Below are 17032 nucleotides of genomic sequence, written 5' to 3'. Positions count from 1 at the left end.
ATATGGTAAAAGAGAAGGTACTTGATCTTGCCAATAAAATTAGCAGGACAAAACGTGGCTCAAAATCAGAAATTAAGCCTGAAGATCCAGAATATAAAATTCTAGAGCCAGTTGTTACAGAGGAAATGGCAGAGGTAGCCCTTTGTCTTGAATTACGTAAGCCCAAGAGTGCAGAAGAGGTTGCTGCTCTGTGCAGTAAATCTGTAGAGGAAACATCAAAGCTCTTATGGGAACTAGCAGTGGCAGGGGTTTCCTTTGTTAATGAAATTGATGGAGTAGATAAATACTGGCATGACCTTTGGATTCCAGGACACATGGAAATGATGGCTAACAATAAGGAAAATGTAAAAAAGTATCCACAGATAGCTGAAGCCTTTGAAGCCTATGGAAGAGTAAGAGGCCCTAAGACAGCTGGTAATTTCCCAGTAGGACTAGGCTTAATGCGGGTGATCCCCATCGAAAAATCTATTATGGGGGAAACAAAAAGAGCCTCCTATGAGGAAGTATCAAAATATCTCAATGAAAATGACCTATTTTCAGTTTCCGACTGTTCTTGTCGTACAGCAAGAGAAGTTATGGGAGAAGGCTGTGGGCATCTGAAGGAAGACATGTGTATTCAGATGGGTCATGCTGCCGAGTATTATATACGTACAGGTAGGGGTAGGGAGATTACCCGTGAAGAAGCTATCGAAATTATTAAAAAAGCAGAAGAGAATGGCCTTATGCATCAGATACCCAACACAGACGGGCCAGGAAAAACCCATGCGATTTGTAACTGTTGTGGATGCTCCTGTCTTTCCTTAAGAACAGCTGGGATGTTTTTAAATACTGATATGGTACGCTCAAACTATGTTTCCCGTGTAGATAAAGAAAAATGCGTAGCCTGTGGAGAATGTGTTGAAAATTGCTGTGTAAATGCAGTAAAATTAGGGCAAAAAATTTGCACCAAAACACCTATCGTTGAAAAGGAGCGCCCTCTTCCCTATGATACAGAATGGGGACCCGACAAATGGAATCCCGATTATCGTATTAATAGTCAGGTTGTTGTTGATACAGGCACAAGTCCTTGTAAAGCCCAATGTCCTGCACATATTGGTATTCAGGGCTATATCAAGCTGGCTTCCCAAGGAAGATATACAGAAGCACTTGAACTGATCAAGCAGGAAAATCCTTTCCCAGCCGTATGTGGACGTATCTGCCCAAGAAGCTGTGAATCCGCCTGTACCAGAACAGATATTGATGACCCTATTGCGATTGATGATATCAAGAAATTTATTGCAGAACAAGATTTAAATATTGATCGTCGCTATGTACCTAGAGTAAAACATCAATACGGCAATAAAATTGCTGTTATTGGTGCAGGCCCTTCTGGACTCTCTTGTGCTTTCTACCTGGCTGTTGATGGTTATAAGGTGACAGTGTTTGAAAAGGAAAAAGTACTGGGTGGTATGTTGACACTGGGAATTCCCTCCTACAGATTGGAAAAGGATGTCGTTAATGCAGAGATTGACATACTGAAGGAATTGGGGGTTGAGTTTAAGACAGGCATCGAAGTTGGTAAGGATGTAAGTCTTAATGATTTAAGAAGCCAAGGCTTTGAAGCATTTTATCTTGCAATTGGAGCTCAAGCAGGCAGAAGGCTGGGGCTAGAAGGTGAAGATGCTGAGGGGGTTATCACTGGTGTTGATTTCTTAAGGAAGGTCAACCTAAAGGAAAAGCTTGAAATAAATGGATCGGCAATTGTAATAGGTGGTGGTAATGTTGCAATTGATGTTGCACGAACGGCGACACGAATTGGCGCATCACAGGTAGAACTATATTGTCTAGAAAGTAGAGCGGAAATGCCTGCACTTACTGAAGAAATTGAGGAAGCCTTATCAGAAGCTATTAGTATCAACAATTCTTGGGGTCCAAAACGTATTCTTGTGGAAAACGGAAGTGTCATCGGGGTAGAATTTAAAAAATGCATTTCTGTCTTTGATGAGAATAACAGGTTTAATCCTCAGTATGATGAAAATGAAACTAAGATTGTCAAGGCAGACCATGTACTAATTTCTGTAGGTCAAGCAATAGATTGGGGCAACTTAATAGTAGATAGTAAAATAGAATTAAATCCCAACAAGACTATAAAAGCAGATTCTATTACCTTCCAAACTGGTGAAGCTGATGTATTTGCTGGGGGAGATGTTTTGACTGGTCCAAGGTTTGCCATCGATGCCATTGCTTTAGGAAAGGAAGGCGCAATTTCAATTCATCGTTATGTTCAACCTGGGCAAAGCCTCACCCTTGGTCGTATTAATAGAGAATACCGTGGATTTGATAAAGAAAATCTTAATCTTGAAGGCTACGATAGGCTTCCAAGACAGAAATCTAGCCATGTAGACGGAGATCAATCCAAAGAGACCTTCAGGGATTTACGAACTACATTTACAGAAGAACAAATCAAGAAGGAAACAGAACGCTGTCTCGGTTGTGGTTCTACGGTGGTAGATGAGTATCTATGTGTAGGGTGTGGCGTATGTGTGACAAAATGTAAGTTTGATGCTATCTCTTTAGTACGGAAATACGATGCCAGCAATATAGAGTTAAGTGAATTAAGACCTACAGTAGCGAAATACATAGTAAAACGCAAGGGGCGAATTGTGGTTAAAAAGGTAAAAACCTCCATAGGTAAATTATTTACCCTAGGGCGTGTCTAAAAACCCAATTAAGTGCATCTTTAACCGTTTTTTCTCCCACGCAGCGTTGCTTTTTCTAGCTAAAATAATTCATTGAAAAGGAGTGTTGTTTTATGTGGTTTTTCGAAGCAATCCCTTGGTATAATGCTTTAATGTGGTTAGCAGTACTGGGAGTTCTTATTGGACTAAATGAATTCATACGCTTAAGTAAATGGGGAAGTATTGCTATATTTATGGTCTTACCCGTGCTACTTACTCCAATTTGGTTAATGAAGGGAGATGAAATCACATCTTGGTTTCATTGGGTAAAGGTATACTCTGCTCTAACAGGTAGTATGATCTATATGGTGATTAGATTTACTGATTATCCTAAAAAGCATAAATGGTACATCAATCTCGTTCCAGCCATCTTAGCCTTAAATATACTAGAAGCGGCGATACGTGAACTGCAGGTAGGGTTAGGGGGCTTTAATGGAATGGTTGATGGTATGTATTATATCTCTGGTGGCTGGAATTACGTAAATGCTATTGCAGGTATTCTAAGTATGCTATTAATCTGTGGTTGGACTGGTATTTATGGAACTACTGGTAAGCGCAAAGATATGGTTTGGCCAGATCAGACCATTATGTATATTATAGCCTACGCCGTCTGGAATATTTCATACGTATATTCATGTGCACCAGGTAATGCCTTCTATTCTGGTGTTGCATTAAATATTGCACCTATTGTTCCTGCTCTATTTTGGGCAAAAGGGACTTGGATGCAAAATCGTGCCCATACCTTATCCTTTTGGATGATGTGGGTAATGACATTCCCCTATTTCTTTGCTACAGGCAGCGGTTTTAATGTGAGTGTAAGCTACAATCCTACAGCTAATTGGACCTTGGCTTGGATATCTTTAGGGCTTAATGGTATCCTTGCTATTTGGCAGTTATATCGAATAGCTAAGTATCGATTTAATCCCCTTAAGGATGAAATTTGGGTCGATACAAAAGAAATTAAGAAAAGTCAGTTCATATCGTGAGATTCATAACCCCATAGGAGCAGAGGTGAGTTCATATGCATGAATTAGGTGTTGTGATGGAAGTAATTAAAACAGTTGAAGGTTTTGCTAAAAAAAATGGAGTGACCCAAATTGATACGTTGGTTCTTCAAATTGGTGAGCTTTCATCAATGATTCCTAAATATATAGAAGCCTGTTACCCAGCTGCCGTCGATGGAACCCTATTACAAGAGACAAAATTAAAAATTGAAATATTGCCCGGTAATGGTATCTGTAAAAGCTGTAATAAAGTCTTTAACCTCATTGAGCATAAAAGCAAATGTCCAGATTGTTTAAGTGAAAACTTCCAGTTATTAGGTGGTAAAGAATTTATGATAAAAGAAATCATTGCTTGTTAAATATAAGAATTTGAATAACACTTTAAGTGTAAAATGCCCCTTGACAATTAGTTTAGGGGCATTTTAATTCCAGATGGAAATACTGTTTTATATATTACAAATTAAAAAAGGAGTTTAAAGTTTTTCGTGGAATATTTAGGAAATGGGTATTTTCGATATTAGAAGTTAATATATAAAAACAAAAACAGAACTCATAAATGGCGAGGTGTTAAGACAATGAAAAAATTCCTTCATCTAGTTATGGTGGCTATACTATTAATGGTAATGCTTATATTTGTGGCATGTGGAAACTCTAATAAACAGCTAACAAAGAAAGATTTTTTAAATGATTTTGATTACTTGATGAAAACAATGGAAGACACCTTCCCTTATTTTGGTGTGGCAGAAAGAAGATTTGGTGTCGATATAAGAGCGCTAGGGAAAGAAACACGGGATATGATAGAAAATTACCCCAATTCCCTTGAAGGTTATGCAAATGAACAGGGTATTGATTTGGAGGATATGCCTGACTTAGATGAACATATTTTTTGGAGCATTATTAGGCATGAATTTTTTTCTCATTTCGCAGGGTTAGCCCATGCCTATCCGCTGGATTCCGGGTTATATAAACTATTTCAACCCCAATATTTAAGTCGGCAGAGTCCCTTTTACACATCTGATAATTACCATGCCTTTACTAATTCTGTCTCTCAAAGGTTTTACAAAGAACAGGAAGCTCTTTTTAATACCCTTGTTGAAGAGGAAGAAGCTCTTTTTCAATTTATTTTTAGAGGCTACCCTCAGATTCAGTTGACGGACAGGACAGTAAATACAGAAATTATTGAGGAAGACAAGATCGCTTATTTAGAAGTGCCAAGTTTTATGAATTTCTACACTAGTACTACTTCAGAGTTGGCAAAATTTTACCGTGATATCCAAGGGTATGAGCATTTAATTATTGATATCAGAGACAATTCGGGAGGATCACCAGATTTATGGAGAATGCTTATTATGAAGCCCCTTTGGGCCGATGGGAAGAATATGCCTGATATGCCATTGTTTGCTTTTCACCGAGGAACCAAACTTGGAAAATCTTTAGGAGAAAAGAATCTTAAAATGGAAGGACAGCATACCCGTAATGTACCGGAAACAGAGCATTTGCTACCGGCAAAGGAAATAATAGAAACTAATAATTTGCTACATATTAATGAAGATGATATAGTAGATTTAGCTTATGGGGTTAAGTTTAATACTAGTATTAGTAATATTGATGAATGGTATGTGCGGCAGGCGGGGATTTTAAATTATTATCCTTTTAATGGGCAAATATGGCTTCTAACCAATGGGAATAATTTTTCTGGTTCTGCGCTGTTTGCCCGCCATGCAAAAGAAATGGGCTTTGCTACCCTTGTAGGAGAAGAGACTGGTGGTGCATATACCACAAGTAGTGCAGGGTCTTTCTTTACCTTGCCTAAGACTGGCATTATATTAAGATGGGATATAGATTATTTAACCGATAGTGATGGTCGAGCTTTAAATGAGTTCCCCACCACACCCCACCATTTAAATCGTCCCGGCATAGATGCCCTAGAGACTGTGTTGCAGTTAATTGAAGAAGACAGTTTTTGATGATTTATAGCACTACCTGTGGAGGTGTAGGGGGTTGAAGAAGAAGATCTATGCCTCTAGTCGGAACTTCACAAGAAGACGAATTCAATTGTTAGAACTATGAAGTCAATCATCCAATAGGGTTGACTTCATTTTTTTATTCAAGAATAGAATATAAAGGAGTCACATTAGCTAAATTTTTTATAGATGATGATTAATTTAATCATTGCTATAGCCCACAATTATTAAACTATGTAGGAAAAATAAAAAATAAAGATTTGTGGAACTTTTCCATAGTGTTTTCACTCTAATTGATGAAGGGAAGGTGAGGGGGAAGTGAAACTTGGTCATCTTATTAGTAGCGTATTAGGAAATAATGCTTCTGTAGCGTCTAATAGAAGTATTATTAAAGATATTAGAAAAAAAGATGTAAAGTCCTTTATGAGATGGATGCAGAGCAAAAGAAGTAAATACTATAAAATTGCTTGGTCTTATTTATATAATCATCACGATATAGAGGATATATTTCAAAACCATTCTAAGGAGAATAAAGAGGGAATAAAGTATTATGTGACCTCCTATGATATAAAACTTGAATCGTTAGATCAAGATATTTTTTCTAATTCTGATAAAGACTCTATAGATAAAATACCTTTGACAGTTCAGATTAAAGGCTACCATGAAACTAAAAATGTAGAAGAAGAGATGAAACTAAAATTAATAAAATAGTCAAGAAACTAGCCTATACAATAACTTTAGGCTAGTTTCTTGTTAATTGCCAATCTAAATGTTAAAGTGAAAACTTTCCTTTCTTTGTCATACTTTTTAGTGAGGGACTAGATGGATCATCTATAGGGTTGTACAGATACAGAATTTTCAATATAATAACAATGAAATATGATAACCTAGATTCTTAGATATTATTTATTTGTTCAAATAACACTATGTATCATTATATAAAGATGATAAAAAATATCAAGATTTTAGCATTTCTAGAATGTATTATTAAACTTAGGGTCCAAAGGGAGGATTTAATTTGAGTTATTATGTTAACCTTCAAAAATCAATAGATTATATTGAGAGGAATTTGAAAAATAATGTTAGTCTGGAGCAAATATCCAAAGTTGCTGGGTATTCAATTCCTCATTTCTATAGGGTGTTCTCTGCAATTGTAGGGTGCCCAATAAAGGAATATGTGCGTAAAAGAAAACTGAGCGAGGCAATGTTTGATATAGTAACCTCAAAGAGAAGCATAATAGAAATAGCTTTTCAGTATGGATTCGAATCCCACGAGGCATTTACCCGATCATTTAAATTGGCTTATGGTATGCCACCAAGCGGTTTTCGAAAGCTTAAAATAGAGCCAATTCTTTATGAAAAGGTTAATTTACTTTGTAAAGATAATGAAGGTGAAGGAGTAATATTAAAACCAGAGATTATTTGTAAAGAGGAGAGACGACTTTTAGGTATAGCTAGAAAAATCAATCAAGAAGAAAATATAAAGTTTGAACTTTTAGTAAAAGTAAAAAATCAATTTATGGAAATGGTAAGAACTATCGAAAAAAGAGTAAATAATGAAACCTACTATGCTGTATATGATTATAATTCGGATGATATCGGTAAAGTGGACGATGAAATTAATTACACTTATTTCTATTGTGTTGAAGTACTAGAATATGAGAATATTCCTACTGGTATGGTAAAAAAAATTTTACCTCAAGGGAAATATGCTGTTTTTAGCTATGATACTAAAAATAACACTCTAAATGGTGAAATATTGAGTCAGTCAGTATATGATTATATTGACGGTCTATGGCTTCCTAATTCGGGCTTCCAGCTTGCTGAAACTCCTGACTATGAGATTATTTATGAAAATGAAAATCTTGTAGATTATTACATTTCAATAAAGTAAATATAATTTTTTATTAATGATATTGGCAAAAAAAAAGAGGAGGAAAAAAACATGTTTTTTAATGATATAGAAACAGATCGGTTATTACTGAGAAACATTGATAAAAAAGATCGGGAATTTATCTTTAGTCAATTTTCTGATGATGATATAAATAGATACTTATTTGATGCTGAACCATTGACAGATATTAGTGGGGCAGATGAAATTATAGAATTTTATTTAGAACCTGAACCACGACTACACCATAGATGGATAGTAATTCGAAAAGCTGATGGGGTGAAGGTGGGAAGTTGTGGATTCCACTGTTGGAGTATTAAAGATTCTAAAGTTGAAATAGGCTATGATTTGAAAAAAGAATTTTGGGGAAAAGGATACATGTATCATGAAGCCTTAAATGGAATTCTTGAATTTGCTAAGGGCTCAATGGATATAAAAGAGATAAATGCCTGTATTTATATTGAAAATCATAAGTCTATAGGTTTGGCAGAAAAACTAGGTTTCGTATTAACTGGTTCAAAGCATGAGCTTTTTAGAGGGAAAAAGTATTTACATAGTATATATTCATTAAATTTTTAATTGCATCATGCCCAATTGACGAGTGTATGGTGGACAGGTAGATGGATCTTTCAATCAATGTAACTGTTTTTACTTTCTTTTTTATTAATCTAAACTAAATTTTAAAATAACACCTAAAAATTCTAATTTCTCTTTAATCAATACCAATAACGTTCCATCCTCGTCTAGTATGCTGCCAGCCAGAAACTAAGGTAGGGCTTTTCAAATACGGGCTAGAATACAAATGTTCTTCCATTAATTAGTTCTACGAAGGTAAACCTAAATAGACAGAATCTAATTGCTCCTGGATCTACTGCGTAGGGTTGTTGAAAATCATCGAATGGTAGTGGAGGTTCAAGATGTGGTTGACTATAATATGCATTGTAGGTCAATTGTAACGCCTCCTTGCTTTAATATTTAAAAAGGTTTATAAGGTTTAAATAAAAGTCAAAGAATAATATATGCTCCCCTAGGCGATATAAGTTTAGGGGAGTTTGCTTTATAGGGGAGAAGAAATTTTGAAGAATGAAGTGTTTTGTGAAATGGTATGAAATTTTGAAAAAATGTTAAAAAAAGAAATAGAAATCCACAACTATTTTACCGTAGCTAAAAAGCCAAAGTGGAGATCAGAGTCAGTTAATAAGGAATTACAGAATGAAAAGCATATCAAATATCTAAATGAAACGACAAATACAGTTGACATTTAAGTATAATTATTATATCATATATTCAAATTTTAATAATCAAATTTGAATATATGACAGAAGGAGGAAATTGTTTGATAAAAATAATGGTATTAGGTTTATTACAACAAAGAGATTTGACTGGTTATGAAATCCTTCAATATTTAAAATTAAGTCATGCAGAAAGTTGGGCAGGTATTAAAATAGGATCTATATATTATGCTCTCAATAAAATGGAAGAAGAAAATCTAATAAAAGTTCAATCTATTGAAAGCGTTGGAAATCGCTCACGAACAATTTATTCCATTACTGAAAAAGGAGAACACTTTTTTGAAAGAGAATTAGAAGATACCCTCAGTCAAGTAGACCTAAATTTCCCCAATTCTTTATACACTGCTGTAACTTTTTTAGGAGAATTACCCTATGAAAAAGCAATAAAAGCTATAGATACCCATATAAAAAATCTGGAAAAAGAGTTAGGAAGTTGGAAAGAGGCTGAGAAAGCAAAAGAAGAAATACAATCTAAAAAATTGCCAAATTATATGAAAGCTCTGTTTAAAAATGGTTGTACTCACATAGAAGTAAATATAAATTTTTTAAAAGAAATAAAGGATCTATTATCTAAAGAATCATTTGAAGTTCATCTACCAGACATAAATAAAATAAAAAGGAGAGATTAAGGATGAATCCTAAAATAGTTTTGCCATCAACTAATCAGTTAATCTACGAAAATCTAAATGTTTTAATTACAGGATTGAAACCTAAGCAACAGGTAAAGCTATCTGCAGAAATGCAGGATGATATGGAGAGAACATGGTATTCCTATGCAATTTTCACATCTGATCATGAGGGGAAAATTAATTTAGAAAAAGTAGCACCTGACGAAGGGTTTTATAATAATTGTGATCCTAATGGTTTGCTATGGTCTATGCAGTTAAAAGAAAGTAATGCTCATTTTCCTCCTATATTTTTAAAAATGAGTACTCGATCTCATAAGGTAAGTTTATCTTTGTTAGTAGAAGGTAAAGTAAAAGATAAAAGAGAAGTGCAGATTAACTTTACAAACTCTAATACTGAACAAGAAATCGTTCAAAATCCAATAATAGGCAAACTATTTAAACCTAAAAAAGAAAATAATTTACCAGCTGTAATAGTTATTGGGGGGTCTACTGGAGGTCTTCTATGGGCAGAACAAATGGCAGCACTGCTTAGTACTAAAGGATATGCAACTCTAGCTTTGAATTATTTTGACGTACAAAATGACAATTTGCCAAGTGAACTCATTGAAATTAAAATAGAATATTTTAAAAAAGCATTTGACTGGCTTAAAGGTAAATCGGAAATTGATAAAAATAATATAAGCTTAATGGGTATTTCTAAAGGTGGTGAATTATCATTACTGTTTGGGGCATATTTTTCTAAACATTTAGCTTCTATTATTGCTTATGTTCCTTCTTCCCACGTGTTTGAAGGAATTTCAATGAACGAGCATCAAAATAAATCATCATGGACTTATAATAACCATCCGATAGATTTTGTAAAGTATCCAGTGGATACAAAATTCTCAAAAGACATGAATCCCATTGACATACGTAAAATCCATGATATTGCGTTAAATACTTCTACTCCTAAACAATTAGAAAGAGCTCGTATACCAATTGAAAAAATAGTATGTCCTATTCTAATGATCTCAGGAGAAAAAGATACTACTTGGTCTTCCTCAAAAATGTGTAAAGATATGATGCAAACTTTAGAGAAAATTAATAATTTTTATCAATCAAAACACCTTGATTTTAATGATATGGGACACACTTTCTTTCTGCCCAATATACCCCCTATGATTGATCACCCATCAGTTACAGCACAAAATGCTGCAAATGCTAACAAAAAAGCTTGGGATACAACACTAAAATTTTTGTCAGAGAATTTCAATGAGTTGTAGATAAACGGATCTGTTTACAATGGTATATGAAACAGTCAGTAAGAATAGGTCACATCTCTATTGTAGGGAAGGAGATATACAGCGTTCATATTCCTTTCAAGAAGAGCGTAGTCAACAATGGCATAGTTTGATAGTAATATATTTAATATAGCCATGGTCTATTATCCCGTGTGATATTTTCATGAGTTAAGAACCGTAAAAGTAAACATAAGTCTGATTCTATGAGAGTCCAGAAAACAGAATTCACTATCCTGTTTTCTGGACTCTCGAGTATTGATATTTACTTTATATTGTGAGGTCTTTTAATATTCATCCATTAAAGTTGGGACATCGCGTTTGGTAGAGGTTGCGGCTTCTTTTCTTGTGTCATCCTTTATTTTTGTCTTTGTTTCCATTTCTTGTATCAGCTCTTCGATTCTTATGAGATCATATTTATATTGTCCATTATACATCACACCTAATAATACTTTATCGTATCTGGAAATTGTCATGAGGGCAACTTCCCCGTTTTCTCCATGAATTTGAAAACTGATGGTTGGGTCGCCGTAAGTGCTACTAGTATTTGTTGAAAAATAGGATCCTTGTCCGGTGCTGTGAATCGATTGGACGGCGCTGTGGACGATATTATATTTTTCTGCCAGCTTTTTTGCCACAGCCTCATATTCACTTTCGTCAAGAGACCAGTCTGGGCCTGCATGAACCTTTTCTTTTAGTGCTCTGTTTAAATAGATATTGTAAAGCTCCCCGGTAACAGAATCGATCTCCACTCTATAAGCATGTACACGATATCCATCGTTGTAGGCTTGGTCTTTCATCTCCACATCGGCAATCCACATTGGACGTGGAGTGTTGTCTGTCGGTGCATTATAACCCATTTTGATGGTCTGACCCTCTAAATCTGCACCGTACATCTGCCAAAGGTATTGTGCCGCAAGTTCAGCCGCTACTTCTTTTGTCATGTCTTTTTCAGCAGGCATTTGATCTTTGTAATAGGGAAGTTCAATTGTTCCAACTGTATAATTCGCTTTTGTATAGCCTTCTAGTAAACTGTTTTCCACTGTATGGAATGAAATGCTCGTACTATTTGCGTAGCTTGTTGGAATAATATTTGTCTTATTATATTCCGCCGTTGCGGCTGCCTGTGTAAATCCTTGAAATGCTATTATGTTTGCCCCGATGATTATTGCGGCAGCTATAATGGGCTTTTTAAAATGGTTTTTTTCTGAGCTTGTTTTTTTCATGTAAATCTCTCCTTTATAAATTTATTTGTGATCACATAAGTAGTATAGGTGGTCTTAATTATAGAATTGTAATCGAGTTATGATTAAGTTGTAAAAGTTATTTTTGCTGTTGTTCCATTACAAGGAAAACTGGTGAAACTTAGCTCTGCTCCATGGTGCAAAGCAATTTGTTTGCAGATAGCAAGCCCCAGTCCCGCTCCACCGGTGCTACGGTTACGGGATTTTTCTCCCCGGTAGAAGGGTTCCATGATTTGTGAAAGGACTTCGGGAGTCATGCCTTTTCCGTTGTCACGGATGCTGATCGTTTTTTTACCAGCTTCATTAGCCCCACATACAAAAATGTGTCCGCCTTTTCCGCAGGCCTTTATTGCATTATCAATCAAGTTTATAAGCAGACTTTCTAACAGACAGGCGTCTCCCCAAATCGTCTCTATTTCGCTGCTGAACTCTATATTTATGTTTTTTTCTGCAAGCTTGCTGTATAAAGTTTGCCTGACCATCTCGAAGAGACGGGATATTTTTTGCTCCTCACAAGTGATCAGATTATTTTGCAGGTTTGCCAGTTCCAGCAGCTGAAATGATATGGTCTGAAGACGTCGGCTTTCAGACATGATGTAATTTAATGCTGATAACCTGTCGTCCTCCGATAAAAGGGCTTTTTGCATGTATTCTGCATACCCATAGATAGCGGTCAGCGGTGTACGAATCTCATGGGCGAAGTTATCAATAAACTGCTGCTTTTTATCCGCAGTATCAATAAGCTCTGCCATCTGATGCTGGATTTCCTCGGCCATGTGATTAAAGCTCCGTGCCATTTCAGAGAGCTCATCATGTCCGTAAATTGGAAGCCTAGTTTCATATGCGCCCTTTGCGATGTTCTTGGAGGTCTGTGAGATCTGTTTTAGGGGCTTGAATATCTGATTAAGTATAATAAGAAGACCAAAAGAAAGTAAAACAGAAAGAAGAAATCCCGCCAGGAATAGCATATTTTTTAGATTGCTCCAAGAACTTATGGCTTCTGATATATCATAAATATAAACCAATGCGTAGGAGTCATAAGGAACGGGAAGTTTTCCTGAGACGATGACATAAGTTTTTTTTTCTACTTTACGTACCGTTGAAACACGGATTCCATCCTTCGAAGACTTTAATAAATTATTTTGAAGCATTGATGTATCCTGACTTGAATAGACAAGCTGATTGTTTTTAAAAAACGCAAGTCCAGTTTTTTTATCTCCAGATAGATAGCTGTATGGCTGGAGTAGAGAGCTGAAAGATCCCTCTATAGCAATTCCTCGACTTTCTACGGCGTGGAAATCTTTTATAAGAGCTGATGTGATAAAATAGTGTTCTCCTAGGCTTCTTTCCTCTGCTCGACTTATAGTGTCTTTAAATATAGTAACTGAAATAATAAATATCCCAAGATTGAAAAAGAAGAGAAAGAGCGCAAGGGTGGTAGAAAAAGTTCTTTGTTTCATTGGAGGACCTCCAGACGGTAACCCAGCTTATAAATTGTTTTTATCACATCTTCCCAACCCAATTTTTTTCTCAGTTTTTGTATGTGTACATCTATGGTACGAGAGTCTCTCTCAAAATCATAGCCCCAAACCAAATCCAATAACCTTTCTCTGGAGAGGGCTATATTGCGATTGTTCACCAGAACCTCTAATAATTCATATTCTTTCGGGGTACACTCTACAAGCTGTCCATTAAGATATACCTGATGACTATTGAAATCAATTTTTACATCTCCTACTTCAAAATAGTTTCTGTTTTTTTGAGTCCGTCTTAGTACTGCTTCTACACGGGCCAGTAACTCTAGCATTTCGAAGGGTTTTGTTAAATAATCATCTGCACCCATTGAAAAGCCTTTTATTCGGTCTGGTAGATTGTTTTTGGCCGTTAGAAAGATTGTGGGTGTTTCATTAGCATGTTTTATCACCTCAAATCCGTCGAGTCCTGGCAGCATAATGTCTAAAACAATTAGATCATAGGATTGACGCTGCATTTCGGAAATAGCAGTTTTTCCGTCAAAAACAGAAGTGCAGTGATATCCCACAAGCTGTAGATTTCTTTTAACTAGTTCATTGATAGCAACTTCATCCTCAACGATTAAAATGGATGTCATATTGATCAACCTCCTTATTTCAATAATGTTACCATCATTATATTATAGAGTTGTAAAGTGTAACGTTATTTTTACAATTTGCATAGCTTTTTATATCACTATTATACTCCAATTTAACATGCTATCAAAAACCATCGGTCCTGAATAATTCCGTCTTTAGTTCTATAACATAAATACTAATGAATATCGTTGTCATTTATCTGAGTTAACTTTTAAGATAAACTTAACTCATTTTATCTACAAATATTGATTAAGGTTTGGAGGTGCAGAAGGATGACGGATTTTACGATCTTAGTTAGTCAAATGAAGCTTATATTGATGATATTGCATTAAGGGATGAACTTATAGCAAGGGACTTGGGGAGGGACCTATAGGCAAATTGCTCCTACAGAAGAGGATCTATTATTTTTAAAAGATATATTTAGCCTATTAGAAGAACCCCCTTTGTATGTTCGAATTGACTATGTATATGAGAAGGATAAAAAACTCTATTGCTGGAGTGACAAAAAATGGGGTGAAAATCCTATAGAGTAGGCTAATTTAGTAGCCAAAGCAAAAAGGGGCTGTCTTTTAATGATTTAAGAAATCATGTTAAGATAGCCCCTTAATTTTTTAGATATATTAAATGATACTTTTACTGCTGGGAATATCGTTTTTGTTTAATTACTACTAACGAAATAGAAAGTAAGGCAACAACAAAAGCTAATTGAACGAGAAAACCGTAGATGATGGGCTCCAGTGTTGATTGAGTAAGGCTAGTAAGGTTTCCGATAGCATCATTGACCTTTATATACCAGAATATTGGATTGAAGGTTCCAATGGTTTGTAAAGTATTACTTAAAAGCGCTTGTGGTACAAAGGTACCACCTAAAAATGATAACCCAAGGGAAAGGCAGTTTCCGATAGGATCTATGGAATTTTTTGTTGCAAAGGTAGCAACTAAAAAGCTTATGCTTAAACAAAGTAAAGTTAGAATAAAGGAATTAATTATAAATAAAAATGAACCAGTTTGGGTAAATGTGTTTTTATATAAAACAAAAGCCAATACAACAAATATCAACCAAATAATGAGGGCAATTGACAGATTACCGAAAATAAGCTGGAGATTATAGCTTTTGATATTAATAGGTGCACAATAGTTACGCATTTTAATTTCTTTATTATTAAATATTAACATGATACGACCCACCATTGATATCAGCATAGCTATCAATATATAAGATAAAAAATTAAAGTATCCATTGAGGTAAGACATACTATTATTAGCAACTTTGTCAAGAAAAGATACATTAACTTCTGTTGATATATCCCTGAGTACTTTTTCATGTATCTCTTCAAGAGAAATTTCAGGGTAGGCTACAATATATAGTTTAGCAGTGTTTAAATATCTATCAATAAGGGACTTTGCATATTCCGAATTTGTGGAATTGGGAACAGACATAGTATTTATCCTTTGATAATTTGAAGATGTGAAACTTTCCTGAAAACCTTTAGGAATAAAAATAACAAATTCTGTATGGCGAAAGAAAAGTGCATCTTTAATGCTTTCCTCATCTATTTCAATTTCTACAGGTTTTGCAATATGGCTAATATAACTCTCTAATCCATTGGCTAGTACTGTATTGTCTTCATTGATAACAGAAACCTTAACCTTTGATAGTTCAAAGGCATCTTCCATCTGGGTTAAACCACTTCTTGAGAAAAAGATGGCTAGCACAACAAATATAATTGTATAGATCATAAAAACACCAAGGAATTTTTTTGGAACAATTTTAGTAAAAGCTTTAAATACTTGCATATTTTTGCCTCCTTAAAACCAATATGGTAATGGTACAAAAGACTAATCCCAGTCCACCTAGTAAAGCAAGGTTTAGGAAGTATCTATTAAATGTATCGTAATAGTATAGGGCGTAAAGGCCATCGGTGATTAAGTTTGCAGGATTGATGTAGGCGATAATTGGAGCTTTTTCTTGGACAATATACTTTATCTGTAAAACCATCATACCCGATAGAAAACACATAATCATGATGATGTTAGAGACCAACATATCTTTAATTTCCGCCTTTAATTTTACAACCAAACCGAATAAAGTACCAAACATCGTTCCTGTAAAACAACCCACTAAACACAGTAGGCCAATGTGTAGGATTTTATCACCGAAGTCTATCTTCAAAATTTGTGTAATGTAGGTTATTGCAATAATTGCCGACATGAACTGAAAACATATAGTAGCAGAGATCATCGATAAAAACGCTTTTAGCTTAGGGGTAGGTGCAACATTAATTCTTGCTGCAAGGGTACTTTGATTTGCTTGAATTATTGAGATGGAATAGGAACCTGCTACGGCTGAGAAGAGACAGGTCATTGCCAGTAGGGCAAAAAAGTAGACAACCACCATGTTCATTGAGCTACTTGCGGGTATTTCCTCTGTAAACCCATCATTTAAACTTAAGTTTTCTAGGAATCCCATTTGAATTATCTGAGGATTACCGTCGATAATATTATAAATGGTGGTGGAAACCTGAAGATAACTGTCTAAAAAAACTTTAGCAATAGATTGATTAAGACCAGAATCAAAAATTACTAATTCAAGTTCGTGGGTATTTTTGATATAACCTGTTATTTCTTTTTCTGATAAAAGCGCTTTAGCCTCTGCTTCAGTTATAAAAGATATATCAAAAAGATTACTTTCCTTCATTGCCTCCTCAAGTCCTTCTGGCACTACATGATCCGTTGATATGGCGATTTTAACTTTTTCAAAGGATTCATTTGACATTAGGTTTGAAAAGGCTAGATTAAAGAATGTAGCTAAAATAAGGGGGAAACAAAGCAACCAGAATAAAGACATCCTGTCTTTAAGTAGGGACTTAAAGCTATATTTGAAAATATGAAATGACATAATA

16 protein-coding genes are annotated in these 17032 nt (G+C 35.1%); 10 read left to right on the top strand and 6 right to left on the bottom strand.

The annotated features are described in order from the left end of the window. Positions 1–2: 2 nt before the first annotated feature. The 7 genes from T335_RS0110260 (at position 3) to T335_RS0110230 (ending at position 8155) form a co-directional block, all read left to right on the top strand. Positions 3–2699, top strand: coding sequence for an FAD-dependent oxidoreductase (locus tag T335_RS0110260; protein WP_026477472.1), 2697 nt, complete (start codon positions 3–5; stop codon positions 2697–2699). 92 nt (positions 2700–2791) lie between these two features. Beyond that, a complete protein-coding gene (locus T335_RS0110255; protein ID WP_026477471.1) occupies positions 2792–3703 on the top strand; it encodes a DUF5692 family protein in 912 nt (303 codons plus the stop codon). A 35-nt stretch (positions 3704–3738) separates the two neighbouring features. Further along, positions 3739–4080, top strand: coding sequence for a hydrogenase maturation nickel metallochaperone HypA/HybF (locus T335_RS0110250; RefSeq protein WP_026477470.1), 342 nt, complete (start codon positions 3739–3741; stop codon positions 4078–4080). 216 nt (positions 4081–4296) lie between these two features. Next, positions 4297–5688, top strand: a complete 1392-nt coding sequence (locus T335_RS0110245; RefSeq protein ID WP_026477469.1) for a S41 family peptidase — start codon at positions 4297–4299, stop codon at positions 5686–5688. 315 nt (positions 5689–6003) lie between these two features. Further along, positions 6004–6396: an RNA polymerase sigma factor gene (locus T335_RS0110240; protein ID WP_026477468.1), complete on the top strand. Its 393-nt coding sequence runs from the start codon at positions 6004–6006 to the stop codon at positions 6394–6396. A 307-nt stretch (positions 6397–6703) separates the two neighbouring features. Then, on the top strand, positions 6704–7579 hold the full coding sequence (locus T335_RS0110235; RefSeq protein ID WP_026477467.1) for an AraC family transcriptional regulator: 876 nt from the start codon (positions 6704–6706) through the stop codon (positions 7577–7579). A 51-nt stretch (positions 7580–7630) separates the two neighbouring features. Continuing rightward, positions 7631–8155: a GNAT family N-acetyltransferase gene (locus T335_RS0110230; RefSeq protein WP_026477466.1), complete on the top strand. Its 525-nt coding sequence runs from the start codon at positions 7631–7633 to the stop codon at positions 8153–8155. A 212-nt stretch (positions 8156–8367) separates the two neighbouring features. Here the strand turns inward: T335_RS0110230 and T335_RS22565 are convergent, their stop codons facing one another. Continuing rightward, positions 8368–8526 (bottom strand): hypothetical protein, encoded by a 159-nt coding sequence (locus tag T335_RS22565; protein WP_207640663.1) that lies wholly within the window; start codon positions 8524–8526, stop codon positions 8368–8370. A 171-nt stretch (positions 8527–8697) separates the two neighbouring features. Here T335_RS22565 and T335_RS22275 point away from each other — a divergent pair, with 171 nt between their 5' ends. The 3 genes from T335_RS22275 (at position 8698) to T335_RS0110215 (ending at position 10759) form a co-directional block, all read left to right on the top strand. Continuing rightward, positions 8698–8841 (top strand): hypothetical protein, encoded by a 144-nt coding sequence (locus T335_RS22275; protein ID WP_156943667.1) that lies wholly within the window; start codon positions 8698–8700, stop codon positions 8839–8841. 71 nt (positions 8842–8912) lie between these two features. Continuing rightward, on the top strand, positions 8913–9497 hold the full coding sequence (locus tag T335_RS0110220; RefSeq protein WP_026477465.1) for a PadR family transcriptional regulator: 585 nt from the start codon (positions 8913–8915) through the stop codon (positions 9495–9497). A 2-nt stretch (positions 9498–9499) separates the two neighbouring features. Next, positions 9500–10759, top strand: a complete 1260-nt coding sequence (locus tag T335_RS0110215) for an acyl-CoA thioesterase/bile acid-CoA:amino acid N-acyltransferase family protein (RefSeq protein ID WP_026477464.1) — start codon at positions 9500–9502, stop codon at positions 10757–10759. Between the two features lie 302 nt (positions 10760–11061). On the opposite strand, the gene T335_RS0110210 is transcribed toward T335_RS0110215, so the two are convergent. The 5 genes from T335_RS0110210 to T335_RS0110190 form a co-directional block, all read right to left on the bottom strand. Beyond that, on the bottom strand, positions 11062–12000 hold the full coding sequence (locus tag T335_RS0110210; protein ID WP_026477463.1) for a hypothetical protein: 939 nt from the start codon (positions 11998–12000) through the stop codon (positions 11062–11064). An 83-nt stretch (positions 12001–12083) separates the two neighbouring features. Further along, entirely contained in the window at positions 12084–13478 is a 1395-nt protein-coding gene (locus tag T335_RS0110205) for a sensor histidine kinase (RefSeq protein WP_026477462.1), read from the bottom strand. Continuing rightward, positions 13475–14128: a response regulator transcription factor gene (locus T335_RS0110200; RefSeq protein ID WP_026477461.1), complete on the bottom strand. Its 654-nt coding sequence runs from the start codon at positions 14126–14128 to the stop codon at positions 13475–13477. The genes T335_RS0110205 and T335_RS0110200 overlap by 4 nt, the downstream gene beginning before the upstream one ends. 634 nt (positions 14129–14762) lie before the next feature. Further along, positions 14763–15926 carry an ABC transporter permease gene (locus T335_RS0110195; protein ID WP_026477460.1) on the bottom strand — a complete coding sequence of 388 codons (1164 nt, stop codon included), beginning with the start codon at positions 15924–15926 and terminating at the stop codon, positions 14763–14765. Next, complete coding sequence (locus T335_RS0110190) at positions 15913–17028, bottom strand: ABC transporter permease (protein WP_026477459.1); 1116 nt, start codon at positions 17026–17028, stop codon at positions 15913–15915. Before T335_RS0110190 ends, T335_RS0110195 begins: the two co-directional genes overlap by 14 nt. Positions 17029–17032 lie beyond the last annotated feature (4 nt).

Origin of the sequence: Alkaliphilus transvaalensis ATCC 700919, assembly GCF_000621485.1 — a bacterium.
In the GTDB taxonomy this organism is placed as follows: Bacteria; Bacillota; Clostridia; order Peptostreptococcales; family Natronincolaceae; genus Alkaliphilus; species Alkaliphilus transvaalensis.
Note: the sequence above shows the minus strand (reverse complement) of the source record. Positions and strands in the feature narration are given on the sequence as shown.